Origin of the sequence: Emticicia sp. SJ17W-69 (assembly GCF_051209875.1) — a bacterium.
In the GTDB taxonomy this organism is placed as follows: domain Bacteria; phylum Bacteroidota; class Bacteroidia; order Cytophagales; family Spirosomataceae; genus Emticicia.
On record NZ_JBNTQY010000001.1, the window covers coordinates 641086 to 666398 of the forward strand.

The following is a 25313-nucleotide window of genomic DNA, read 5'->3' on the forward strand; positions in this document are numbered from 1 at the left end:
GAAGGGCAGGCAATGGCAACAATCGAATTAAAACAAGAGCAAAAATCAATGACGTTAATCAACGTCTTGTCGGTGGCGATTCCAGTAGTAGTAGCAATATTATTAGGAATTAGACAAAAAGTCGAAATTGGTGCGTGGACAAAGGTTTTACCACACGTGATAGGTGCAATTAATACATTGACATCAGTATTATTATTATATGGAGTTTATTTGATCAAACAAAAGCAAATTGAACGCCATCGCAAAGTAATGACAGGAGCTTTTGCTTTAGGAGCCTTGTTTTTGGTTTGTTATGTACTTTATCATTTAACAAATCCATCGACAAGTTTTGGAGGAGAAGGATTCATTAGATATATTTATTACTTTATATTAATCAGCCATATTAGCTTATCACTGGTTGTGCTACCGTTGGTACTTCGTGCCTACTTTTTTGCTTGGACAAAGCAATTTGAGCGTCATAAAAAATTGACACGCTATGCTTTCCCTATTTGGTTATATGTTTCAGTAACAGGTGTAATTGCATATTTGATGATAAAACCATATTATTTGTAGTAAATAATCTTTAACATTGATACAGATGAAAAAGTTATTGTTAGTTGTTGTATTATTTTTATTTAATTGCTCCTTTACTATGGCACAGTGTGCAATGTGTAGAGCAACAGTTGGAAGTAACCTAAGTGAAGGAAGAGGGGTTATCGGAACGGGTATCAATGATGGTATCTTACTAATGCTGGCCTTTACATATTTATCTATCCCAACGCTTATCTATGTATGGTTTCGCACAGCTAGAAAGGAAATGCGTTTAAAAATGGGGAAAGTAGGGTAGTGGAAATACTAAACTTTTTTTGGTATCAATCACTGATACAGATAAAGAAAAAATATAATAGATGAGTGTTAAATATGAAGCCCTCGTAGATGTCAATAACATCTACGAGGGTTTCCTTTAAAAGCTACTCTGAAGGAACAAAAGATTTTATTGATAAAAATGTTTTTCGATACGTTTATCAGGTATAACCCACAGCAAGGCAACTATTAAGTAAATTACTACGCTTAAATAAGGCATAATAAATGATAAACAAGTAGCAAAGCCATAAATAAAAATTGAAGTTTTTATCTTATTATCCTTTTGAAAAGCCTTATAAATTATTGAATCTTTACCCGCTTCTGATTTTACAAAATAGACCAAAATATACCAGGCAATACTTGTTATTAGCAATATAAGACCATAAAATGCAACAGAAATGGGTCTAAAATGGCTTGCTCCCATCCAACTCGTAGCAACAGGCAACATGGAAAGCCAAAACAATAAATGTAAATTTGCCCAAAGAACTTTTCCAGTAACTTTTTCTGCTGCTTGCCACAAATGATGATGATTAGCCCAGTATATTCCTACGTAAAAAAAACTTAAAGCATAAGTTAAAAAATTAGAAAACAAAGGCAATAATGCGATGAGTGTTTCTCCTTTTGGAACACTAAAACCTAAAACCATGATGGTAATAATGATAGCAATTACCCCATCACTAAATGCTTCTACACGACTTTTATTCATTATTTTAAAATTTGATATTTCTTTAACACTACTATTTACTAAGCAAAGGTTTTAGTCTTTGATTTTTATGTTTAAAGCTTAAAATAAAACAGCTCAATTGTAATTTTAAATCTGATTAAAACTTTAACTGAGTTGTTTGCCCGATTAATACTATGTCATTGATGGCATTGACTTCTTTTAGATAACTTCCTGTGTGAAACCAAGTACATTCGACTGACATAGTTAAAAACCTTATTGGTTGATATGCTATTGATATTCCTAATTGATTACCAATATGTTTTTTGTTACTTTTATTTGCTGCAATTATCTGCATTGGGCTATTATAAAGAGCATCGTTTATGGAGTGTCTCCAAAAAGAATCGTAATCAACAGAAAAAGATGCTTTGGGGGATAATTCAAATTCAGAATATGGATGAAAATCAATTAAGTTGGCTGGTCCAATGAGTGCCGCTAAGCCAAAATAAGCCCCACGAGGAAATAACGGATTGAATGTATTGAATGTATTGTCGTTTATACTTTTATCACCACTAATAATTTCTGCTTTAAAACCTATTTTTGGCTTTAACTTCGTTTGAGCTAATTGATGGTAGGCATCTAATGAAACAGTATAAGCTGAAATTTTTTGATTGTTGATACTGCCAAATTGATACACTGTTTCAAAATCATAATTGATTATTTTATTTTTTCCCCATGAACGAATACCTACTGAGTGCCTAATTTCAGCTCCAGTAATGTTTGCATATTTTTTTGTTTGATAATGATTGCCTAAGTAATAAATATCTAAGTTCGAGGATTTAAAAATATTTTTAAATTGATGATAAACTCCCCAAATGTTGATATGCTGATTAGTTTTATCATCAAATACTTTCTTATTTAATAATACTGGATTGCCATAGAAAGCACTTCCCTCAGATTTATCATTTTTATAGATGAATCTTACTATATCGAAGCTCAATCTATTATTTAGTCCTTCTCTTGTTGAATATAAACGTTGCCCTCCTAATGGCATTTCTTGTCTTCCTATACGTAGTTTTATATCTCTAAATGCAACATCTACAAATAATTGACTCAAATCAAACTGGTTTTCATCAAGAGTTCTATTAGGTTCTAAACGATTTTGTGCATTGGTGCTGACAATTTGTGAAAAAAAACGAACAGATTTACCAATTTTCAAATCTGAATGCAACAAAAATCGTTGATAAAACTCGGTATGGTTTCCATTATCTTCCCAATTTTGATTGGTAAAATTCAAGGTTTGAAGTCGTACTTCTCCACCGATAGAGTTGGATATTTTATTTGAAAAAGAATGAAATTTTAACGATTTATAAAACGAAGAAAGTGTATCGTCTTTTAAATAAGAATAATCTTCGTTGAATCGCAAACTTAAAAACTCTTTCTGTTGAGCAAAAAGAGATAAAGGAAAAAAAAGTAAATAAAGATAGTTGCAAATTTTCATCTTCTTAAGATATAAAGGCAAGTGTTGCCACTTGCCCCATTATTATTTTTTATCAATCTGATAGCCACCATAATAATTTACTGGTGACCAATTGGGTAGTGCATTTAATCTATGTGCTAATTCGGGTGAAAGCGAGCCATCAGAATAAACTACTTTTCCATCAACAACCGTTAGAGTGGCTTTTAATTGAAGTATATCCTCATCAGCAACTTTAAAATAATCTTTATTCAATAGAGCAAAATCGGCCAAATATCCTTCTTTTAATATTCCTCTATCTTGGTGTAAATTAATTAGTTCAGCACTCCACTTGGTATAAAGTTGCAGTGCGGTTTTTCTATCTAAAATATTATCGGCGTTATACATTTTTGTTTTTCCTATTGTTCTACCAGTAGTAAGCCAATACATACCTATCCAAGGATTATAGGAACTTACACGAGTACCATCAGAACCCATTCCAACTTTTATTCCTAATTCTAACATTCTCTTCACGGGTGGCGTATGTTTTACGGCATCAATACCATAACGTTTTATAAAACTTTCCCCCTGAAATGCCATTCTAAATTGAATGGCAATGCCGCCATTTAGTTTTTTGATGCGTTGCAAGTTTTCTTCTGAAATAGTTTCTGCATGATCAAAAAACCATAGTAATCCATTAAGCGGAAAATCTTTATCTATTTCTTCAATCACATTCAAAAAACGGGTAATACTTTCATTATAAGTAGCATGAATTCTAAAAGGCCAACGATTTTTTATCAATAAAGCAAGAACATCTTTTAATTGATTTTCCATTTGTGGACTTAAATCAGGTCGAGGTTGGTCAAAGTTTTCAAAATCAGCAGCACTGGCCACTAAATTTTCTCCGCCACCTTGTACATAATATTCTGTTTTGTGTTGACCGTCATCATCGTGTTCGCTAATATGAACTTCATTAACCCATGTAGAATAGTCTTGAAGTTCACTGCCTGCTTTTTGAGCAAATAGATAAAACGGCAAACGAACGGTAAGTTCATTGCTCTTCGAGAGCATATCGGTAATACCATAATCATTAGGGAAATTTTGAAAACCACCACCTGCATCCATTACTGATGTGATGCCAAATCGGTTTAAATCTGACATAAAATTCTTTGTAGAATTAATTTTTTCTTGCTCGTTGAGTTCAGGAAGTTTAGCTAATGTAGCATAAAGAATATAGGCATTAGGTTCAGCAATTAACAAACCTGTAGGATTTCCTTGCTCATCTTTTTGTATCAATCCTCCTTTAGGGCTTGGCGTTTTGGCATCAATTTTTAATGCTTCTAATCCTGCTTTGTTTAAATAGGCGTGTCCATACAAGTGTAATAAAAAAGCGGGGGTATTGCCTGTTGCTTCATTGATTTCTTTTAATGTTGGGAGTCTTTTTTCATCAAATTGATAAGCATTCCAACCTCCAACAACTCTTACCCACTGCCCTTTAGGCGTTCGTAATGCTTGCTCTTTAAGCATTTGTAATGCTTTTTTTAAAGAATGAACTCCATCCCAACGTAATTCGGTATTGAAAAAACGACCTCCTCTTATGACATGCAAATGACTATCAAATAAGCCTGGTATAATTGATTTACCTTGTGCATCAATTATTTTGGTCATATTTGTTTTGGTTTTTAGTACTTCATCTTCGTTACCTATTTTCAATATTTTACCCTCTTTTACAGCAATAGCCTCAGCTATTTTATCATTATCCATTGTATAGATTTTTGCATGATGAATAATTAAATCTGCTTGCGGAAAAGAATAAAAAGAAATAAGACAGAAAACTACTATGAACATATTTTTCAACATAATAATCGAATTTATAGTTAGTAATAAAAAAGACTGCTGACAACCAGCAGCCCTTTTTTGCATAATGTTAAAACAATTAGTGTTTTAACATACCTTTTGCATACTGAATACCAATACCATAAGAACCACCGAATTGAATTGCCGCATCAGTTACTGGTTTATAAGTAGCTTGTCTTGCCCAATCTCTTTGCAACTCTAACATGTATTGCAAAGAAGTCATTGGCTGAGCACCTGCTTGAATCATTCTTTGTACTGCCATATTGTGTGCTTCGTGGCTTACATCACCACAAGCATCAGTAATGATATAGACTTCATAACCATCAGCTAAAGCAGATAAAGCTGGTCCAACGATACAAACACTTGTCCAAAGCCCAGCTAATACGATTTTCTTGTTGCCAGTTTTTACAATTGCATCGTGCGTTGGTTTGTCTTCCCAAGTATTCATCGTAGTTCTGTCGTAGTATTTAGTAGAAGCTTGCGGATAAACAGCTTCAATTTCTGGAAATACTGGGCCAGAAAAAGACGCTTCTGCAACAGTGGTAACGATAGTAGACACATTGAAAACTTTGGAAGCCTTTGCAATTAAACCCGTATTGTTCCTCAACTCAACCATAGGAATGCTTGTGGTTGCAAATCCCATTTGACCTTCGTGGTCAATTAATACTAAAGTATGATTAGTAGGATTTAATAATTTTGGTGATGGACTTTGAGCAAAAGCGGTTACGCTTGCTATTGAGCATAAAGCTCCAAAGAGAATTGATTTGAACTGTTTCATTTTCATAAAAAATTTTGATTGTTTAACGATGCAAAGGTATGTTTGCACGAAACCGTAAAACATTGATCTAGTTCAAGAAATGAGCTGAGAGCTTATTTTTTTGATTTTCTCTTTCGTATTCTGCTTAAAAATTCGGCAGAAATACCCAAATAACTGGCAATGAGGTGTTGTGGAATACGTTGAGGAAGATTTGGATATTTATGCAGAAACAATTCATATCTTTCTTCTGCCGACAATGCGATGTTACCAAATAATCTATCTTGGTAACTGGCTAAATGGCGTTGAACCATCAAGCGAAACATTCTTTCTAAGGAGGGGATTTCGTTCAAAATAGCTGCTTTAGCTATGGGAGTAAGTATAAGCAATTCGCTATCCTCTATGAGTTCGATATACATTTTACTGGGCTTCTGTTCATGAAAGCTAATGATATCACTCACCCACCAATTTTCACACGCAAAGGTTAATATAACTTCAAATCCATTATGATCAATAAAATAGGTTTTTACTAATCCCTTTAGAATAAAGGCTTCAAACTTACAAACTTCACCCTGTTGTAAGAGAAACGTTTTTTTCTTGAATATTTTTTTTTGAAAATAGCCATTAAGAAAAATTAGTTGTTCATCGGTTAAAGGAACACAAGTAGTTATATACTGATTGAGTTCTTTATTCATGTTACGATAAAATGTATGGTAATAATATCCCAATAAAAGATGAAAAGAACAGAGATATTTCGCACTATCATGTACCCTAAAATTTAGACAGGCAAAACAGTTCTTTGTTTTGCCACGACCATTTCTCTAAGAGCCTCCCTACATGTATTCGGGAGACTCCCGAAAGAACGAAATTATACTTCTGTCACTCGTGGAAATGCTTCTGTCATTTGTGGAAATGCTTCTGTCACTCGTGGAAATGCTTCTGTCACTCGTGGAAATGCCTCTGTCACTCGTGGAAATGCTTCTATCACTCGTGGAAATGCCTTTGACACTCGTGGAAATGCTTCTGTCACTCGTGGAATCGCTTATGTCACTCGTGGAATCGCTTCTGTCACTCGTGGAAATGCTTCTGTCACTCGTGGAAATGCTTCTGTCACTCGTGTAATTGCCTCTGTCACTCGTGTAATTGCCTCTGTCACTCGTGTAATTGCCTCTGTCACTCGTGGAAATGCTTCTGTCACTCATGTAATTGCCTCTGTCACTCGTGGAAATGCTTCCGTCACTCGTGGAAACGCTTCTGTCACTCGTGGGATGACTTTTGATGATGAATGCCCGTTTTGATGATTTGTTTGGCTAAAGCCAATTCATTGACTAATGTTGGGTTGCTATCACCAAAATGACTTTGTACCAAATCGTACATATTATCAATTGCTTTGAAGGCAGTAGTAAAACTCATTGGCAAAGGTCTGGTGCCTGTGGCTTTCTTTTCTTGTTGATTGATGGTCGGTTTATCTTTAATCCTATTATAAGCTGCAATGGCATTTTCGATTTCGGTAATGTTTTCAGGAGTAAGATTGGTAAGCACAGCAAGGTTATCGTTGAGGTGTTGTTTGATATTAGTAGCTCTGTGGACAGATAATGTTTTGGTTGCCTTTGAAATATATCTTATGCTATGATCCAGATGATTGACTAAAACTAACTCACCGATTTGTTTGGCTTTTACCATGCCTCGCAAAGCATATTTTATGGTAATATTTGCCATATTCTCCTTGGCAATTTGCACCACATTGCTTGCTGTTGCAGGTGTTTCTGATTGAACTTGGGCTGCTTTATTTATCATCATCAAAGCATCATTAAAGGCTGCTGTTTCAACAGCATATTCTGCAATACTTGATAAAATACCAGCATGTTTGGTATTGAATTCTTTGACACGATTGCAGGTGTCCAATTTTGCTCGTTGTTTGTTATCCATAATTGTGTTTATTTAGGTTTAATAAAATTGATTGTATGGTACTTTTCAAAGTAGTTTGGCAAACTCTTTTTAGATAGTAGCACAACAAGATAAAAAAACTTGTTTTTGCATAAAAGCCTGTAGTGGATAAACGACAGGCGTTGTATGCAAACGACTTTTTTCAAAGCTATTCAAGCTAATTTTTAATTAGATCTTTAATCAAATAAGCGTTTTCTTAAAACACAAAAGCCACATTCTTTTGATCAGAATGTGGCTTTTTGTTAAATACAATTTAAGGTTTACTCGTAGTAAGTAATTTTAAACTGTTTATAGGTTTGCCAAATACCACTTTTACTAATAAGTATTTTATATCCAATAATCATGTTCGATTGGTTATACTCATATTCATACTTAAATCTTGAACCCTCAAAAAGTCTGACACTTGAGGCAGGTAGATTCTGACTGATGATTTCGAGTGACAAATTATTTATCTTTAGTTCTTCTTTATAGAATTTTGCTAAAACATTCTCGCCAGCATTGTACTGAAAATCTTCTTCTTCATATCCTCCTGATAGACTTCTATCAGCTCTATTGACGATATTACCTCCTTTCCATGTATAATTGATTATTTGTAAAGTAGAACGCATCCCTCGGTTGGTGGAAGAACGAGTATATTTGATGAGCTTACCCTCAGAATCATAGCCATATTCATCAATGAGCTGTTCTGAATTCAAGTTTTCTGTGATGGATATTAATTTACTACCTTCATATTGATATACTTTTTCAGACTGTGTTTTAGTACCATCAGCCGCTTTTCTTTCTATAGCTATTGAAAGCATTTTACCATCAGTATCTCTTTTGAATGTCTCATTATTAATGTTTTTTGCTAATGAATCTGTAATTTTTGAGCCAATAATTTGTTTGGTAGTAGCATCATAGACCCACTCAGTTGTAATTTTATTGCCAGCAGCATCTGATACAATTATAGCTTGTGTTTTGCCTTTAAGTGGATTTTCTTTTGTTTTTTGGGTAAGCAAATCTATTTCTGTTTGGCTTTTGCAAGCCAACAACATACTCAAAACAGATATATATAAATACATATTTTTATTCATAACTTTAATAATAAACTTATTTTAAGACTCAGTTCCCTCAGATTCTCCTGCAAGGGACTCTGAGGCATTGGTCTATGCTTAGGGCTTGATTTTTGAGTTTTTTTTCAGTTCCCTCAGAGTCTCCCGAAGGCACGTAGGGGACTCTGAGGGCATTGGTCTATCCAACTCAGACATCTTGATAATGGGTTAAATCTACGAGTTCATTTGCTTCACTCAAATCATAAAATCTTGCTGATGAATGGATATATTGCAAATAATCAGTTGCCAAATTCCATCTCCCACTTACTGGATTTTTGTGCATATAATCTAATTTTTGCTTAATAAATGGCTCATTAAAGCACTCTTTGGCATCATACGATTCTCTAAAAACTTGGTGCAACTTCCCCTTTTTACCTTCTTTGACTTTTACTCCTTCTTCAAGTTTTTCTAATAAACTCACTTTGCTATTTGCTTTCAATCTCTTCACAATTTCATAAGCCATGAATCTTTTTGCATTACTTATAATTTTGAAAAGTTCTGGTGATTCTTTTGGCAAATAAAGCATACAATGCAAGTGGTTTGGCATCAAAACATAAGCAACTGTTTTGATGCCTTGTTCTTTCAATATTTTCAACCAACCATAAATATTGCCATATAACTGTGTCTCCTCAAATAAAGGTAGCCAACGATGGCACGTAAATGTTACAAAATATATCGCTTCTCGTTGGTCTTGCCTTAATTTAACAGCCATTTGTTCTTCATTTTTTTTCTTCTATCTAACCCTTTTTCAGTTCCCTCAGAGTCTCCTGCAAGGGACTCTGAGGCATTGGTCTATGCTTAGGGCTTGATTTTTGAGTTTTTTACCCGTATTTATTTCTTTGGTTTGCCACAACCCTTGCCCTCAGAGTCCCCTACGTGCCTTCGGGAGACTCTGAGGCATTGGTCTATGCTTTGGGCTTGATTTTTGAGTTTTTTACCCGTATTTATTTCTTTGGTTTGCCACGACCCTTTTTCAGTTCCCTCAGAGTCTCCTGCAAGGGACTCTGAGGCATTGGTCTATGCTTAGGGCTTGATTTTTGAGTTTTTTTACCCATATTTATTTTTTTGGTTTGCCACGACCCTTGCCCTCAGAGTCCCCTACGTGCCTTCGGGAGACTCTGAGGGAACTAAGGTATTAAACCCACCTGTAATTCTTTCAACTCCTGTGTATGATTCCCTAAAATAATAAAAATTGCTACTTCTATCTTTCTTTTCAGAAAACCCATGTTCAAACAGAAATGGATTTAGAAATTTTTGCATGACTGTTTTTGCTACCTGTACACTCATACATATAGCTTTGGTTCAGTTTTTAAAATCTCTAATAAGTTAATAAGAATTTTATAGGCTTCCTCAAAGTCTTCTGCATATTCACCTTTGATTTGCTCGTCAAAATACGCTCGTTGAAATGCTACAATTTCATCAAACCTTGGGTTGTTTACCAAATGAGCAATAATAATTCTATTTATGAAAAAACCACCACCACCGTTCACTCTAATAGATTTGTCCCAATCATTTCAGTTCCCTCAGAGTCTCCTGCAAGGGACTCTGAGGCATTGGTCTATGCTTAGGGCTTGATTTTTGAGTTTTTTACCCGTATTTATTTCTTTGGTTTGCCACGACCCTTGCCCTCAGAGTCTCCCGAAGGCACGTAGGGGACTCTGAGGGAACTAATTTTTTACTTCATCTTCTATTTTTTCAACGCATTCATCTGAGGGAACTAAAATAGGTTACTCGGCATCATTTAACAACATTATAGCGAACCGCTATTATTAAATAATATAATAAACCAAATATTACACCATTAATTACCAAAGATAGCGGCATGTAAGGGGTTGTTTTTGAAAAAAAGTAATTTAAAGAGTTACAAATTACGCCTATCAAAAGAAAAACTATCAAGTTGTTTGTCAAGTGTTTTAATTCTAATATGTTTAGACATAATTTAAATAATAATAATAATGGTAAAAAAGACATCCAGCCATAAAATATTTTTATTAAAATCATTGGAATTATAATTTTAGTTTCATAAAGTCTTCCTTCAAAAAAAATCTCAATAAATAAATTGACAATCAATTCAAGGATATTAAATATTATGTACAGCATAAAATATTTTATGACATTTTTCATCACTTCATTTACATTTAGGTTTTATATTCGTCCTACCAGATAAATAATCTTTAACTGTTTCAAAATCAGGTCTTTCTATTGTAGGTGTTAACACGGTAGAAATTCCACCATTCAAATTGGTAAAGTCCTTAATTTTTGTTTGAAAACTTGTCCATAAAGGTTCTGCTAAAGAAAAAGTTGAAGCGTTTACTTTATTAGCAAACCACTATCAGTTCCCTCAGAGTCTCCTGCAAGGGACTCTGAGGCATTGGTCTATGCTTAGGGCTTGATTTTTGAGTTTTTTTACCCGTATTTATTTCTTTGGTTTGCCACGACCCTTGCCCTCAGAGTCCCCTACGTGCCTTCGGGAGACTCTGAGGGAACTAGGGAACTAATGAAACAATTTTTAATCTTGGACTTTCTTTTTTAACATTACAATCTTTCAGTTCCCTCAGAGTCTCCTGCAAGGGACTCTGAGGCATTGGTCTATGCTTAGGGCTTGATTTTTGAGTTTTTTACCCGTATTTATTTCTTTGGTTTGCCACGACCCTTGCCCTCAGAGTCCCCTACGTGCCTTCGGGAGACTCTGAGGGAACTAAAATAATTTAACGTTTTTTGCTTGCTTTTATCTTAGTTATCTGAGGGAACGAAGAAACGAAAAAAAACTACTCATAAATTTCATCAATAGCTCTTTTGTTTACATAATCATATAATATTTTTTCATCTTCAACATATACGAAATAGGATAAACTTCCTTCCCTAAAAACGGCCATACCTGTACATTGGGTTTTATCAACGTACATTCTCAAATCATGTAAATTATATTTTGTATTATATTTTATGTTTCCTCCTAATTTATAGAAATAGATAGAATATATGGAGTATATATTTTTGTAAGTATTGCCTAATTGAATAACAACGCTATCAATTTTTCCATCAAAACTACTATCTCTTTCATTGAATCCATCCACTATGTAATAATCAATGCGGCTCTTTTTCTTATTATAAGTAGAGTCATCTGAAATATATTCTTCAAATGGAGGATTTAGTGGCTTAAACATAATTTCTCCGTTTTTTTTGTTGCATGACATAAAACCTATAAGACAGATAAAGTATATAAAAGATTTCATTGACTAAAATTTTATTTGGATTGGATATGATATTTTGATTTCTGTTACAAATGGCTTAGCATTTCGGTAATGTTGCAATATATACCATGCTTTAAATCCATCTCCAAGATATTCAGTTCCCTCAGAGTCTCCTGCAAGGGACTCTGAGGCATTGGTCTATGCTTAGGGCTTGATTTTTGAGTTTTTTACCCGTATTTATTTCTTTGGTTTGCCACGACCCTTGCCCTCAGAGTCCCCTACGTGCCTTCGGGAGACTCTGAGGGAACTAATGAAACAATTTTTAATCTTGGACTTTCTTTTTTAACATTACAATCTAACTTGGATGACCATGTGGCATAGCCATTCTAAAACAAAATCTAATATCTGGAATCTCTTGTTCCAAAAGATTTTCCATAACATAGGGGTAAAAGCTTATCTTTTTACCATTTATACTAACAAATGGTATATAGATATTAAATTTCTCGTTATAATCTACTTGCCAAGTACCCCCATAATTTTGAATGAAGACTTCACCCAAATATGCTTCAATTCTCATTAAATTTGAGTTTATAAAATCTTCATCAATCAAATTTTGTTTATGATATAAAGCAATATCCAAAAGTTTTAAACTATCAATTGATTTATCAAGTTTATTAATCTCAATATCAAGTATTTCACTCAATTCTAATATTAAGGAACGTACCTTCATTGGAAAAGAAACTCCAAAGGTTTCTTTTCCATTAAGTAAATGTAAAGGGTTCATAAATTAGTTTATTTAGTATTAAAACAATCAATAGTAGCTGTCCCACCAAAAGTATAACCATTATCAGTTAATGTTCTATTATTCAGTTCCCTCAGAGTCTCCTGCAAGGGACTCTGAGGCAATGGTCTATACTTTGGGCTTGATTTTTGAGCTTTTTACCCGTATTTATTTCTTCGGTTTGCCACGCCCCTCGCCCTTAGAGTCCCCTACGTGCCTTCGGGAGACTCTGAGGGAACGAAATAGCTTTAAACTGGTTGCCGTTACTTTTATTTTGTCTTTTGCATTACCACATAAATCATCAATTTTATTTCTTACGGCATCTGCATAACTAAGCACTTTATCAGTATAACCTTTTGCAATAGTTTTTATACCTTGCAAATAACTCAAAGATACTGTATTACTGCCTTTTTTAATCAACCAATCTTTCAGTTAGGAACACAAATCTTACGCCCAATAATAAAACTTACCATCTCCTGCTGGTGTTGTAAAACCTTCTATTTCTCTATCAAGTATCCATACTACACCTGCAGGGCAATCATCCAAAAACCACCAGTAAGTCTCAACTTCTTTCATTCGTTCTTCATTGGGAAAAGCATTTTTGAATAATGCTAATTGTTCGTCTATTGTCCCTTGTAAAAATTCTCCCTTTTTAGCCAAGCGAAGTTTTTTTTCTTCTATTAAACGACCTAATACAATAAAAAATAGTTCTATCCTTCCTTGATAAGTTTCTGAATATTTTTTTGGAAAATCATAAAAAATAGAATCAGCAGTAGCGAGCCAAAGATTTGTTAAAGCCATTTGCTCCAACCCGTCAATTATCTTGAGGTATGAATTATTACTTATCATGATTTACTTGAATTTAATTTCGATTCCATTTTGACCAACTAAGGGTTTAATTTTTGTCTCATTGATTACATCTATTGTCCATTTTGCTCCAGTATTTGAACTTGACACATTTCTTAAATTGACTTTTGTTCCATTTAATTCTCCGTTCCATACTCCTTGTGCTGTTGGATGAGCTGTTAAAGGTTTACCTAATATGCCTTCGGCATATTGTCTAATTTCTGCATCAGTTGCTCCTTCAAACATTTTCGTAGTTTTACCATTCCCTCCAACTACTTCACCCAATATTTTACCATTAATGTTAATTGTTTTTGTAGGGTTTGTTTTATCAAATAACTTCACTACATCATCAATATTATCAAATAGCTTTAAACTGGTTGCCGTTACTTTTATTTTGTCTTTTGCATTACCACATAAATCATCAATTTTATTTCGTATGGCATCTGCATAATCAATAAGTATCTTGACAAACTATATATTCTATTTCATCTTGAGAAATGATTTTATATATTTCTTTTAAATATATTGTAAAATCTGTAAATTTTGTGTTACTTATTTTAATTCTATTATAGGTCAATAAAATCATTATTTTATTTGTTTGAGGAAAATAATGGAACAAAAAGCCTGATTTTATATCTAAATGATACATACTTACTCCAATCGTTTCCTTTTTAGTTAATTTTATTTTAATTGTATTTAAAACTAAATCATAATCTTCTTTTTTTACACTATTCCAATTAAAATCTATATCATTTTTTGGTAAATACAATATAGAATCGTCATGAATTAAAGACCATTGGTGTAATGACAAGCTTTCTATAAACTGTATTAAACCAAAATTATTTATTAATTTAATATCTATTGAAGATTGAAGTCCCATATACAATCAATTTAATGTTTCGTATGTTATATGAACCATCGAAGTACTAAATCAAATCTTTAGGATAATATTGATTATCACCAAATTCAGAATCATTAAGGTTCATAATTTTTACAATAGCCGCAGTTTCAAAACTCCAATAGCCAAAATAGCTATCATGTTTACTTTTGTGGCTATTATACCACCCAGAATCTTTGTGTTTTTTATACCAATCTTTTGTGATAAAATCTTTAGCTAATTTTTCTGCATTTTTCTTATTACTTTCATTTATTGCTTGCCTTAACTTTTCAAAAACATTAGGTATGCCAAAAAAAACTTGATAACTTTCTTCTACAATTATCTCCCTATCTTTTAGTTTAGCTCTTATGATAAATTCAAATAAAAAATCTTTTACATTATCTCTATCAATTACATCAACCAGCTTTTTAAAATCTTTTTCATCAATGTTAAGTAAATAGCCTAAAGATAACATCCAAAGCATTTCATCATAGTTTTCTGCATACTGATTGTAAATCTTACCTTGATTATTAAGTAAAACAATTTCCGAACTCCAACTATCTTTTAAGTAATCAATTGCATTTAAAAGATTTCTTTTAATCGTTTCTTTATCATGACCAATTGAATAACTACAAATTAATATAAAGAAGTAGTTATCAAATATCCCTTTTTTAAACCTTGGAATTTGAGTTTCTACAACTTTACCCCCTTTAAGCAAATTCAATCCTCTCTGTATTAAATTTGAATGTAATTCGATATTACAGTTAAAATAATCTTTGTTTTTTATTTTATCCCTCATGTGATTTAAATTTATGGTGTGAAAGAACCAATTATATTTGCTAATGAATCAAGTTCTGAATATGTTACACTTCCATCTGGTGCAACATTTGCCAAAAGTCTTTTATAACCTCGTGCATTTATATCTTGTGTAACAGTTGCTCCTACTGCATCTAACAATCTACTATTTATCCATGTATCACTCATTTGTTTTGTCCCATTTGTTAAGGTACTTAATCCTGCTGTACCACGATATTTTGCTTCAACAATATAGTAATCATTACCTTTCTTAAAAACACCATCAATCCCTTGTCGAGTTGGAGCATCAATATTGTCTAATCTTGTATGCAAGGGTAAAAAACCTTTTTCGGTTAGAAGAGCATCACTCGCCATTTCTCCAAAATTCCCTTTTCTTAAATTACTTGCCGTTGAAATATTATTTCTCCAAGTTAGAACAAGATTTTTTTGACTGTTATATATATTATCAAATAAATTGTTTCTAACAAACACTTTCAACTTATCTATCGTACTCGCACACAAATCATCAATTTTTTGCCAAGCGTTTTTTGTAGAATTAACCACTTTATCAGTAAACGGTTTTGCAATAGTCTTGATGTTTTGTAGATAACTCAAAGATACGGTATTAGTACCTTTTTTAATCAACCAATCTTTGAGTACATTGAATGTTTTAATAGGTATTTGAAACTTTTTACCTACTAATGCGGGTATTTTTTCAATCAATTTATCAGTAAAAATACCATCAACAGTTTCTTTGCTTAGTGTGACAGGATTAATATTACCATCTGTGGCTAATGAAAGCATTGTATTAATAATTACCTCTTCCATTACACCTTGTAAGGTAATCGTACTTGCAGATTGTATAAGAGCTGGCACAACAGTACCGACAATTACAGGAGCAGAAACAATTACACCCAATGTACCCGCAAATGCTAAGGCAGTATTTTGTGAGAATTTTGCTCCTGCCGTAACTTCTTCCCCAAAATCAGGTTCCCAAGATGTCCATTGTAAATTATCATTATTATTGATAGTTGGGTCTGCATCATAAGCATAGCGATAGTTTGTTGTTCCCATTTCTCTGGCTATCCAGTAATTATTTCCGTCACTGTTTTTAAAGAGCCAATAGGTATTTTCGCCCCAATCACCTTTATTGGTCAGTGTACAAGTATTGCAGCCAACTATACCCATACCTTGCATTGTTTCACCTCTCTGAGTCAAAGTATTTAGAAATGATTCCTTTACGAATGGGTAAATAGGATTCAAATCTATTCTTCCATTATTAGGTATTACTGCCATACAATCATTCATTGGTGGCGGCACAGTCGCATCCATCATCGAAATTGTATTATTACAATTTCTAATATCTAACTGGTTGGTGGTGGCATTATAAGTAAAGTCAATATTTGCAAAAGGACCACTCAAAGGTAATAAGCGTTGAATATTTGGATTTGAAGGGTCAGGAATAGATATATCACCGCTTGCAGCGAGTAAATCGTTAAACAAATTCTTAATATCCCCTGCTTCCATTCCCAATCTATCTCCGAAATCTGACCATTGAAAGCCATTCAAGACAGCACCTTTACGGCTTTTCATACTTGCCATTATCGTATTCATCACTGCTACTGCTTGTGGTTTTGGAGCAGCACAATTTTGACTACTGCTACATGGATTTAATAGCTTAGTTAAGGCATTATAAACTACTTTTACATCATTAGAGGCATTGGCGAGTGCTGTACTCATTACATCCTCTACATCAGGAGTAATGGGATGGGCTGCATCTGCCTGAAAATTTTGTGTTAAAGCACACCCTACTGCGTTTAATGCTGCCGCATCATTGCCATACAAAGCAGATTCATTATAAGCTGCATTTATTTGTGCATCAGTAGCAGGAGTCATTTTATTAATATATGGCTGCAGAGTAGGGTTTTTAGCAAATTCTTTTTTTACAGACTCATCTATCAATTTGGCATATATCGAGAAACGAGTAGCAGCAGCTAAATCAGACGCACAATCTTTATTAAGAATTTGAGTTTTTGGTACAGCATTGTCTGCTTCGCCCAAAAGAGTGGTATATTGTGGACAAATTTTCTTTGCAATGTCAGAAGATTGTGGATCGAGCCCTCCACCACCACTACCAAACGGAGGCACTGCCGAAGGATTATTTGGTCCACAGCCTGCTGGTGCGATTAGACAACAATCGATGTTTAATACATTTCGAACTATTGTAAAGACTTCTTCTGGGGAAGTAGCTGTATATGTTCCATCAGTACCCCCTCCATTAATTTGAGGAGTCCTATTTTCTACAGTTACGCTTGCAGTACCTGTTGTCCAGGTAGCGTATTGTTTTATTACACAATCATCATTTGGGTTTTGAAGTCTTGCTTGATGTATATTAGTAGTTGTAATGGTTTGATTTACAACACCATTATTAAACCTCCAACCTTTTTTAAATGTTTTTCCATCTTTTTCTGTAAAAACTATCAAACCGCTAAAATCAGCATCATTTACTACACTATGCGTTCGGTTATAATCATAAGTAGGTATTACTTGCATCATATCTACTTTTTTCACACCAGCAGATGTGTAGAAAAGCAGGTAGTTTTCGGCAATGTCTATTTTTTCTTCTACACCATTTCGGGTAAGTGTATAATACATTTCCTTATATTGAAGAGGTACAACCTTAACGGGAGTGCCATCAGGAAATATTTTACTCTTCATTTTAGAAAAAAGCATCTTATAGGCATTACTTTCTGAAATAGTGATAAATGCCTTACACACGATACTTGGGTTGCCGATTGGACTAACACTTAGGCTATATCTACCTGATTTATTAGTAATTATATAAGCTGTACTAATAGTTGTGCCATCTGGTTTTGTCCAAGTATAGGTCATTCCTTGTGGGTCTGTCCCATCATAGCGTTCTGCCGATAGAGTCAAATCTTTAAATGTAGAAATCGATCCATCAACAAAAGGCAATACGTATGTTTCCACACCCGTATTCGGGTCGCTTGCTTTTATTCTAATATCACAGCCACTGACGGTGAGTTTAGTAGTAGCCGTAGTGCTACAAGCCCAAGATTCTGTTGTTCCTCTTTTGAGGGTAACAGTATAAATACCAGACTTTGCCTCGGTTGGGTTTTGTATGATGGGGCTGCGTGCTGCACTCACAAACGCATTAGGGCCTCTCCAAGCATAACTTGCATTGGGTACTTCCGTCACAGCCAAACTCACAGATGCTGCACCTGTAAGTGCTGGTCCATTATTACTCACTCTTAAATCAGTAGGAAAGGCTGGATTAATAATAACAGATTTATCTCTAAAATCGCCCATCCAACCGCCGTCAGGGCTGATACAACGGGCATAATAAATGTTTGGCCCATTGGTATTGATAGTGCCACCACCAAAACCAAAAACATCAAAATACCCTTCCCCAAAATCATCCACTTGTTGGCGGTGGGTCAGCCAATAATCTAATTGTCCAGGTTTTACCCATTGAGTCTGATACCACCAACCATTTGGGCAGCCAGTAGCTGTAATGGTTACAGGTTCATTAGGGCAAGCCTCAGTAACGGATGCAGTCAAGTATGGAGTAATTTCACCATCATTTCTTGTAAATGCCATCGCCCAATCGCCATTATTACTATAATCACCCACACACTTGGCTTTTCTTAAACCAGGACCAAGAACTGTAATGCGTGTGCCTGTGGCAGTTTGGTTGCCATTAGACCACTGCACTGTTCCATTCGGACAGCCATAAGCAGTCAACACCACCTGTTCATCAGGTTTTGCAACGGTTTTGCTTGCCTTAATCACCAATGCATCGGTTGGGGCAGGGTGAATCACCAAAGGTATATATTCCGTATAATTCCCAATGGCACAATGATAATAGTAAATACCTGGCTCACGGATAACCTGTGTTTTATTAGAAGTATATTGATAAGTAATATTGCCATTGGCATCTTTGACAGGTATTTTCCAACCCACCCAATTGTTGGGGCAATTGGTAATAGATAGCTCTGCCAATTCATTGACATTAATTGAAGCATTAGTACCAACAATAGCAGGTTCGTCTGCATTTCTTGGAGTAATATTGATACTGGCAGGAGGGTCACTTGTGAAGCCAAATCTCACACATTTGGCTTTATATATTCCAGGTCCGTAGTTCATCAATAGAGCAGTACCTTGCACTTCTATTCCGTTGGGAAGTGTCCAATTTACTTCTTTATCACAACCTACGGCACGAAGTGTTACTACCTCGTTACTTCTTACCCTTGGTTTGTCAGCAATGATACTAACCGCACCCGGTTTTGGCGTATTGATAGTATAATATTGGAGTTCACTTTTTTGGTATCCAGATTCACAACGAGCAGAGTAAGTACCAGGGCCAGTTGCCTGAAATGTTTGACCCACCCATGTCCAATAATTCATGCCGTTGATAAACCATCTAATCCCCGCACCATTGGGGCAGTTGCCAGTAGCAGTAAATATGACAGTCTCTCCTGGGTTTACTTCGGTTTTGTTGGGTGTGATGGTGATATTAATATCATAGATACTAAGTGGGGTAATGTTTATACTTTCAAAAGGCCCATCAGGATTTCCTTGAAGCACACATTGCACTTTATAAGTCTCAGGCCCTTTGACTGTTTGAGGATTCCCCACCCACCTTTGTACAGTTACAGCATTGGTTACAGGGTCATGGACAGGTATTTGCCAAGCATAAAACCAACCCGAAGGGCAACCCGATGCAGTCAGCACCACATTATCACTTGGGTAAGCTTGTGTTTTGGAGGCAGTAACTCTCGGCGAATTAGTCGTCTTTTGGCTGATATAGACAGTAACCCAATCAGAAGATGGACCATTGAAACTGGTACATTGGGCTTGATAAGTTCCTGGGCCATAAGCTGTAAGGGGATTATCTGTGTTGGGTATTGCTGTACCGTTGACTTTCCACGAGATAAAGCCATTATTACAGCCAAAGGCAGATATTTGGGCAGTTTCATTGGCATACATTTCATATTTATCAGCTTGCAAACGGAGCGGTAATAATGTGATGTTTATATTACCTGAGGGGTCACTGAAATAGGTATTATTACTACATGCAGCCCTACAAATGGCATAGTAAGTGCCTGGTTTGTTGGTACTGATTTGGTCGTCAGAATCTTCGAAGTTATTGGGGCCATGCCAAATTACTGTACCTTGACAATTGGTGGCACTCAAAGTGGCAAATTCTCCTGGTGTAATGGCATATTTATTGGTCGAAAGCTGAGGTACAGAAGGATTGGTAGTCGATACAATACTAATAGAATTAGAAGTTAAAACAGGATTAGAACAAGTAGCCGTATAAGTGCCTGATTCTATGGTACTAAATGAATTTGAACCCGCTGTTCCATAGCTTGTCCCATTTCTTTGCCATGAAATATTGGCTGCTGGGCAATTACCAGTTGCAGCCAATGTGGACGAATTTCCAGGGCATATAGTGGTTTCGTTAGCGGTGATAGAAAGGATATTGTTTGTGGCTGTTGGGCAGGGTGTATCTTTGTCAAAAATGATTGTTTGAGTTGTAGTGCCTTCAATAAAACCAGTAGAATTTTTAAAATTATAAACATAAACATACTTTAAAAAAGAATTCGATACAACAGGGTAATCATATGTGTAGTCAAGCACGAATTCCTGAGCTGAAGATGCAATTGTTGAATTTGGGAATTGATAAAAATAGATAGTTCCTGTTATGCTTCCTCCTTTTGCTTTTAATTCTGCAATACCTTCAATATTAATTTGATTTCTAAGAGTTGTATTCCAATCTAAACCCAAACATTTCATGTACAAAGTACCATTACTAATACCAAAATTATAGACTTCTACATTTGAAGAGTTTCTAATTGCGGTTGTAAACAATTTTATCTTAGTTAAATCAAGATTTTCTAAAACTATCCTCCCAGCATTGGTGTTTTTAGCAACAACACTCACCACATCAATATCATTCACATCCATGCAAGTAGTATTCTTCAAAATAAACACCTCATTGTTGAGTTTACGAAGCACTTTGAAACAATCATCGACGGCAGGTTTATCCAAAAATCTACCTTTGAGGGTATATTGTTTCTTAGGGTTGGCAGGGTCTAATGTTCCCGAAACAAAATCGTAGTAGGTTCCGCCCGTCAAGATAAAATCTTTAGGCAAAATAACCTTCATGGTATAGTCACGGAGTTCATCAAACGTAAATAGTAATTGCGGTGAAACATCCATCAACTCAGCCGTTAGTGTCAGTTCGATTTCTTCACCCAATTGTGCCGTAGTTTTATTGGGCGTGAGTGTGAATTTGATAGGGTCGCCGCCTATTGCTTTTAATTCTTTGCCATTTAGAATGGGCATCATGCCCACAATATTATCAAAAGCCAAGGCTTTTGGGTTGAACTCATACAGCTCAACATTGGGTAAGAATGTTTTGAAAGGAAGTGGCTTGAATGGCAAAGCCTTGATAGGCTTAGGGTTTGAGAGCGGAAGAATCTCTTTTTTGGGTGTGTCTTTAGCAAAAGTTAGATGTTGCTCTGTGGCGAAATTTAATAAAGTTATAACAGCAAAGTACACGAATACATGTGAGTAGCGTTTTTTCATTGATGGATTAATTTGTGTGTGATGTGGATTTACTTGTGAAGGTAAAAATGTTAATATATTATAAAGTCAGCAAATAAAAAATATGAAACTTATTGAGCGGTAGCATCAATGGGGACGAACAACATTTATGGTATGTAAACAGTTTTTGTTGTTTTAAACTTTCATCTGTAAAAGTAAAACCATATACTGCACTAACACAAGATATAAAAAGCAAAGCCCCAAACTTATCGAAAGAATGGGGCTTTGTTAGTACTATTAATTCTAAGCTTTTTTAATTAGGCTATAATGGTAAGTTTACTAAGATTTATGCAGACTCGCTGTCTTTGCAACGCTAATTGTCAATTCAATATAAACTCGGAAATAGCAAAGGTTTTGCTTCGTGCATGATTTCATAAGCAGCGTCGAAGATAGTTTCGGCATTTGGCTTTGAGAAATAATCTCCATCAGAGGCATAAGCAGGGCGATGGGCTTGAGAAGAGACTGTTTTTGGAGCAGAATCTAACCAGCGATAAGCATTTTGATGATCAAGTACTTGTTGCATCATAAAGGCCGAACCGCCTCCTGGCACATCTTCATCAGCAAAAATCACTCGATTCGTCTTTTTAATTGACTCAACAATCTGATGGTTAATATCAAATGGCAACAATGATTGAACATCAATAACTTCAGCACTGATACCCACTTCTTCTAATTGTGCCGCCGCTTCCATCACAATTCTACACATCGAACCATAAGTAACAATCGTTAAATCTTTTCCTTCTTTCAATGTTTCAGGAACACCCAAAGGCAAACAGATTTCAGAAAGATTTGTAGGCATTTTTTCTTTGATTCGATAACCGTTCAGGCACTCAATGATTAGAGCGGGGTCATCTCCTTTTAGAATTGTATTATAAAAACCTGCCGCTTGAACAAAATTTCGAGGAACTAAAACATGAATACCACGCAATGAACCAAGCATGGCCGACATCGGCGAGCCTGAGTGCCAAATACCTTCTAAACGATGCCCTCGCGTACGAACAATCAATGGAGCTAATTGCTTACCAACTGTACGATAACGCAATGATGCTAAATCATCTGTAAGGGTCGCCAGAGCGTAATAAATATAATCGAAGTATTGAATCTCAACAATGGGACGCAAACCACGCATAGCAGCTCCAATTCCTTGCCCAATGATGGTTGTTTCACGAATACCAGTATCAGTTACTCGAAGTTCACCATGCTTTTCTTGTAAACCTGCAAAACCTTGATTGACATCTCCAATCTTGCCAACGTCTTCACCCAAAGCAAAAATCCTTGGGTCATTTTCAAGCAATTTATCAAAAAAAGTATTAATAATTTCTCGACCATCAACGATTTGACTTGCCTCATTATACTCAGGAGCAACACTCTTGACATTCATCGGTGAACTTGGATACTCACTTAGCAGATGAGAATTAAATCTCGTATAGTTATCGGGTGCAATATCTTTAAACCAAGCATTAATCAATTGTTTTGATGAAATGTCTTCAAAACGTAATAAACGAACTGCTTTTTTCATGGCTGAAACAACATCACGACGAACAGCGTTTTCTGTTTTTTCTAAAACATCTCTAATTTCAGCAATGAATTTGGTATTTTTACTTTCAGACGCTGCTTTCTTTAGTAAATGAATAGCAGCGTCGTATTCAGGCTTTAATGAATCACGGTAGGCTGTCCAAGCAGCATTGCGTGATTTTTTTGCTTTATCTTTGGCATTTGCCTCAATCTCCTTCAAATCCGCGTCAGTACAATAATCGTTTGCTAAAATCCATTGACGAAAATGTACATTACAGTCAAATTCATGTTCGAAAGTGAGTCTTTCTTTAGACTTGTAACGTTCATGCGAACCTGAAGTTGAATGACCTTGGGGTTGTGTAACTTCGATTACATGAACCAAAACAGGTACATGTTGGTCACGTGCATAACGAGCAGCTCTTTGATAAGCTTCTACCAACTCCACATAATTCCAGCCTCTTGCTACAATAATTTCTAAACCATTTGAACCATCTTTTCGCTGAAACCCGGCTAAAGCCTCTGAAATACTTGATTTAGTTGTTTGATATTCAATAGGTACAGAAATACCATAACCATCATCCCAAACTGAAAAAATAATTGGAATTTGTAGTACTCCAGCAGCATTAATAGCTTCAAAAAACATCCCTTGTGAAGTAGAAGCATCACCAATGGGGGCAAAACAAACTTCATTTCCATTATTAGAAAACTTTGTAAGTGCTTGTAAAGAAGGATTTTGGCGATAAAGTTTGGAAGCATAAGCTAAACCAATGGCACGTGGCATTTGCCCAGCAGTTGAAGAAACATCACAAACAGTATTATACATTTCTGTTTGGTTGAGCCATTCACCATTTTCATCAACCCAATGATTACCATAGTGAGCGTTCATCGAACGACCACCGGTAAATGGGTCGTGAGCAATATCAGTATGGGCATATAATTGAGCAAAAAACTGTTGCCAGGTAAGTCCACCGACAGCAGCCAAAAATGTTTGATCACGATAATAACCAGAGCGAAAATCACCTTTTCGAAAAACTTTCGACATGGCCAATTGAGCCAATTCTTTTCCATCTCCAAAAACACCAAACTTGGCTCGACCTCTAAAAACATCTTGTCGTCCGATGTAACTAACTTCACGGCTTTCGCAAGCAATGCGGTAATCGTTTAGCACTTCTTCGTGTGTCAGAAGTACGTCAGTCGAGGTGATTGGGTCAAGGAGTTCAGTCATACAATGATGAAGAAAAAAGAATTCTTTTTATTTGAAAAAATTAGTTGTCATACTAATTAATTATGACGTAAAGTTAGGATAAAATAAATTATTTTCAAAAAAATCATTAAGTGGTTAATTTTGTTAATGACTTGTTAAAAATTTGGTAATTATATATTAAATGATGTTTATTTGTGTTACAAATAGGCTTTACTAATAAAAAAACATTTTTTAAACTTTAAAATTTATTAAATCTAATGAAAAAATTATTTTCAACAATCGCTGTAGTTATTGCATTTGTAGCTTCAGTTCAAGCACAAGGAGTATTAAAATTCAACAAAGAAGTACACGATTTTGGTAAAATTACTGAAGGACCGTTGGCTACTTATAACTTTGAAGTAACAAATACAGGTACAGCACCAGTAGTTATTTCAAATGCAATGGCTTCATGTGGTTGCACAACTCCAGAATGGTCAAAAGATGCGATCATGCCAGGAGGTAAAAGCACTATCAAAGTAGGATATAATACATCTGGTCGCCCAGGTTCATTTACAAAAACAATCACTGTAACAAGTAATGCAGAAAATGCAACTGTTATTTTGACAATCAAAGGAGAAGTAACGGGTGCAGCAGCTCCTGCTCCAGCAGCCCCTGCAGCAGCATCTCCAAATGCTAAGAAAAAAACAAAATAAGACATAGATAGATTTAGGTCGTAGGTTTTAGGCATACGACAATAAATTTTTTCTTTGAAAAGCTCTCTGTTCAAAAAACGGAGAGCTTTTTGTTTTTAATGATGCGATTGAAATATTTATTATTTTAGCATTACGAGTGCCAAATATCTAAAATCTAACATCGAACATTC

The 25313-nt window shown here is 35.1% G+C and carries 24 protein-coding genes; 3 read left to right on the forward strand and 21 right to left on the reverse strand.

The window, feature by feature from the left end:
• Window positions 1–12: 12 nt before the first annotated feature.
• Window positions 13–552 carry a DUF420 domain-containing protein gene (locus tag ACQUQZ_RS02885; protein ID WP_435353238.1) on the forward strand — a complete coding sequence of 180 codons (540 nt, stop codon included), beginning with the start codon at window positions 13–15 and terminating at the stop codon, window positions 550–552.
• Window positions 553–631: 79 nt separating this feature from the next.
• Complete coding sequence (locus ACQUQZ_RS02890; RefSeq protein WP_435353239.1) at window positions 632–826, forward strand: hypothetical protein; 195 nt, start codon at window positions 632–634, stop codon at window positions 824–826.
• A 147-nt stretch (window positions 827–973) separates the two neighbouring features.
• On the opposite strand, the gene ACQUQZ_RS02895 is transcribed toward ACQUQZ_RS02890, so the two are convergent.
• From ACQUQZ_RS02895 to ACQUQZ_RS02995, 21 genes are all read right to left on the reverse strand, one after another.
• Window positions 974–1549: a TMEM175 family protein gene (locus tag ACQUQZ_RS02895; protein WP_435353240.1), complete on the reverse strand. Its 576-nt coding sequence runs from the start codon at window positions 1547–1549 to the stop codon at window positions 974–976.
• A gap of 115 nt (window positions 1550–1664) precedes the next feature.
• The gene (locus ACQUQZ_RS02900; protein WP_435353241.1) at window positions 1665–3005 is read right to left on the reverse strand and encodes an alginate export family protein; all 1341 of its coding nucleotides are present in this window, start codon (window positions 3003–3005) and stop codon (window positions 1665–1667) included.
• Between the two features lie 42 nt (window positions 3006–3047).
• Window positions 3048–4808 carry an amidohydrolase gene (locus ACQUQZ_RS02905; RefSeq protein ID WP_435353242.1) on the reverse strand — a complete coding sequence of 587 codons (1761 nt, stop codon included), beginning with the start codon at window positions 4806–4808 and terminating at the stop codon, window positions 3048–3050.
• Between the two features lie 88 nt (window positions 4809–4896).
• On the reverse strand, window positions 4897–5595 hold the full coding sequence (locus ACQUQZ_RS02910) for a hydrolase (protein ID WP_435353243.1): 699 nt from the start codon (window positions 5593–5595) through the stop codon (window positions 4897–4899).
• Between the two features lie 92 nt (window positions 5596–5687).
• Window positions 5688–6266, reverse strand: a complete 579-nt coding sequence (locus tag ACQUQZ_RS02915; protein WP_435353244.1) for a Crp/Fnr family transcriptional regulator — start codon at window positions 6264–6266, stop codon at window positions 5688–5690.
• Window positions 6267–6439: 173 nt separating this feature from the next.
• Window positions 6440–6601, reverse strand: a complete 162-nt coding sequence (locus ACQUQZ_RS02920) for a hypothetical protein (protein WP_435353245.1) — start codon at window positions 6599–6601, stop codon at window positions 6440–6442.
• A gap of 12 nt (window positions 6602–6613) precedes the next feature.
• Window positions 6614–6769, reverse strand: coding sequence for a hypothetical protein (locus tag ACQUQZ_RS02925; RefSeq protein WP_435353246.1), 156 nt, complete (start codon window positions 6767–6769; stop codon window positions 6614–6616).
• A 59-nt stretch (window positions 6770–6828) separates the two neighbouring features.
• Window positions 6829–7500, reverse strand: a complete 672-nt coding sequence (locus ACQUQZ_RS02930; RefSeq protein WP_435353247.1) for a hypothetical protein — start codon at window positions 7498–7500, stop codon at window positions 6829–6831.
• A gap of 278 nt (window positions 7501–7778) precedes the next feature.
• Window positions 7779–8579: a hypothetical protein gene (locus ACQUQZ_RS02935; protein ID WP_435353248.1), complete on the reverse strand. Its 801-nt coding sequence runs from the start codon at window positions 8577–8579 to the stop codon at window positions 7779–7781.
• A gap of 178 nt (window positions 8580–8757) precedes the next feature.
• A complete protein-coding gene (locus ACQUQZ_RS02940; protein WP_435353249.1) occupies window positions 8758–9321 on the reverse strand; it encodes a transposase in 564 nt (187 codons plus the stop codon).
• A gap of 386 nt (window positions 9322–9707) precedes the next feature.
• The gene (locus tag ACQUQZ_RS02945) at window positions 9708–9869 is read right to left on the reverse strand and encodes a hypothetical protein (RefSeq protein WP_435353250.1); all 162 of its coding nucleotides are present in this window, start codon (window positions 9867–9869) and stop codon (window positions 9708–9710) included.
• A 23-nt stretch (window positions 9870–9892) separates the two neighbouring features.
• On the reverse strand, window positions 9893–10099 hold the full coding sequence (locus ACQUQZ_RS02950; RefSeq protein ID WP_435353251.1) for a hypothetical protein: 207 nt from the start codon (window positions 10097–10099) through the stop codon (window positions 9893–9895).
• Between the two features lie 1278 nt (window positions 10100–11377).
• Entirely contained in the window at window positions 11378–11773 is a 396-nt protein-coding gene (locus ACQUQZ_RS02955; protein ID WP_435353252.1) for a hypothetical protein, read from the reverse strand.
• A 382-nt stretch (window positions 11774–12155) separates the two neighbouring features.
• Complete coding sequence (locus tag ACQUQZ_RS02960; protein WP_435353253.1) at window positions 12156–12584, reverse strand: hypothetical protein; 429 nt, start codon at window positions 12582–12584, stop codon at window positions 12156–12158.
• A 165-nt stretch (window positions 12585–12749) separates the two neighbouring features.
• A complete protein-coding gene (locus ACQUQZ_RS02965; protein WP_435353254.1) occupies window positions 12750–13001 on the reverse strand; it encodes a hypothetical protein in 252 nt (83 codons plus the stop codon).
• Between the two features lie 27 nt (window positions 13002–13028).
• The gene (locus tag ACQUQZ_RS02970) at window positions 13029–13430 is read right to left on the reverse strand and encodes a DUF596 domain-containing protein (RefSeq protein ID WP_435353255.1); all 402 of its coding nucleotides are present in this window, start codon (window positions 13428–13430) and stop codon (window positions 13029–13031) included.
• Between the two features lie 3 nt (window positions 13431–13433).
• A complete protein-coding gene (locus ACQUQZ_RS02975) occupies window positions 13434–13769 on the reverse strand; it encodes a hypothetical protein (protein ID WP_435353256.1) in 336 nt (111 codons plus the stop codon).
• A 109-nt stretch (window positions 13770–13878) separates the two neighbouring features.
• On the reverse strand, window positions 13879–14307 hold the full coding sequence (locus tag ACQUQZ_RS02980) for a hypothetical protein (protein WP_435353257.1): 429 nt from the start codon (window positions 14305–14307) through the stop codon (window positions 13879–13881).
• A 46-nt stretch (window positions 14308–14353) separates the two neighbouring features.
• Entirely contained in the window at window positions 14354–15103 is a 750-nt protein-coding gene (locus tag ACQUQZ_RS02985) for a PoNe immunity protein domain-containing protein (RefSeq protein ID WP_435353258.1), read from the reverse strand.
• 11 nt (window positions 15104–15114) lie between these two features.
• Window positions 15115–21714, reverse strand: coding sequence for a hypothetical protein (locus ACQUQZ_RS02990; protein ID WP_435353259.1), 6600 nt, complete (start codon window positions 21712–21714; stop codon window positions 15115–15117).
• Window positions 21715–22057: 343 nt separating this feature from the next.
• The gene (locus ACQUQZ_RS02995) at window positions 22058–24472 is read right to left on the reverse strand and encodes an alpha-ketoacid dehydrogenase subunit alpha/beta (protein WP_435353260.1); all 2415 of its coding nucleotides are present in this window, start codon (window positions 24470–24472) and stop codon (window positions 22058–22060) included.
• Window positions 24473–24708: 236 nt separating this feature from the next.
• On the opposite strand from ACQUQZ_RS02995, the gene ACQUQZ_RS03000 reads away from it, so the two are divergent.
• A complete protein-coding gene (locus ACQUQZ_RS03000) occupies window positions 24709–25143 on the forward strand; it encodes a DUF1573 domain-containing protein (protein WP_435353261.1) in 435 nt (144 codons plus the stop codon).
• Window positions 25144–25313 lie beyond the last annotated feature (170 nt).

Excerpts from the sequence above, each read along its gene's own strand:
- ACQUQZ_RS02945 (WP_435353250.1), bottom strand. The coding sequence starts at position 9,869 with ATGCAAAAATTTCTAAATCCATTTCTGTTTGAACATGGGTTTTCTGAA.
- ACQUQZ_RS02960 (WP_435353253.1), bottom strand. The coding sequence starts at position 12,584 with ATGAACCCTTTACATTTACTTAATGGAAAAGAAACCTTTGGAGTTTCT.
- ACQUQZ_RS02915 (WP_435353244.1), bottom strand. The coding sequence starts at position 6,266 with ATGAATAAAGAACTCAATCAGTATATAACTACTTGTGTTCCTTTAACC.
- ACQUQZ_RS02905 (WP_435353242.1), bottom strand. The coding sequence starts at position 4,808 with ATGTTCATAGTAGTTTTCTGTCTTATTTCTTTTTATTCTTTTCCGCAA.
- ACQUQZ_RS02980 (WP_435353257.1), bottom strand. The coding sequence starts at position 14,307 with ATGGGACTTCAATCTTCAATAGATATTAAATTAATAAATAATTTTGGT.
- ACQUQZ_RS02885 (WP_435353238.1), top strand. The coding sequence starts at position 13 with ATGGCAACAATCGAATTAAAACAAGAGCAAAAATCAATGACGTTAATC.
- ACQUQZ_RS02895 (WP_435353240.1), bottom strand. The coding sequence starts at position 1,549 with ATGAATAAAAGTCGTGTAGAAGCATTTAGTGATGGGGTAATTGCTATC.
- ACQUQZ_RS02970 (WP_435353255.1), bottom strand. The coding sequence starts at position 13,430 with ATGATAAGTAATAATTCATACCTCAAGATAATTGACGGGTTGGAGCAA.
- ACQUQZ_RS02890 (WP_435353239.1), top strand. The coding sequence starts at position 632 with ATGGCACAGTGTGCAATGTGTAGAGCAACAGTTGGAAGTAACCTAAGT.
- ACQUQZ_RS02935 (WP_435353248.1), bottom strand. The coding sequence starts at position 8,579 with ATGTATTTATATATATCTGTTTTGAGTATGTTGTTGGCTTGCAAAAGC.
- ACQUQZ_RS02930 (WP_435353247.1), bottom strand. The coding sequence starts at position 7,500 with ATGGATAACAAACAACGAGCAAAATTGGACACCTGCAATCGTGTCAAA.
- ACQUQZ_RS02985 (WP_435353258.1), bottom strand. The coding sequence starts at position 15,103 with ATGAGGGATAAAATAAAAAACAAAGATTATTTTAACTGTAATATCGAA.
- ACQUQZ_RS03000 (WP_435353261.1), top strand. The coding sequence starts at position 24,709 with ATGAAAAAATTATTTTCAACAATCGCTGTAGTTATTGCATTTGTAGCT.
- ACQUQZ_RS02900 (WP_435353241.1), bottom strand. The coding sequence starts at position 3,005 with ATGAAAATTTGCAACTATCTTTATTTACTTTTTTTTCCTTTATCTCTT.
- ACQUQZ_RS02995 (WP_435353260.1), bottom strand. The coding sequence starts at position 24,472 with ATGACTGAACTCCTTGACCCAATCACCTCGACTGACGTACTTCTGACA.
- ACQUQZ_RS02990 (WP_435353259.1), bottom strand. The coding sequence starts at position 21,714 with ATGAAAAAACGCTACTCACATGTATTCGTGTACTTTGCTGTTATAACT.
- ACQUQZ_RS02940 (WP_435353249.1), bottom strand. The coding sequence starts at position 9,321 with ATGGCTGTTAAATTAAGGCAAGACCAACGAGAAGCGATATATTTTGTA.
- ACQUQZ_RS02955 (WP_435353252.1), bottom strand. The coding sequence starts at position 11,773 with ATGTTTAAGCCACTAAATCCTCCATTTGAAGAATATATTTCAGATGAC.
- ACQUQZ_RS02910 (WP_435353243.1), bottom strand. The coding sequence starts at position 5,595 with ATGAAACAGTTCAAATCAATTCTCTTTGGAGCTTTATGCTCAATAGCA.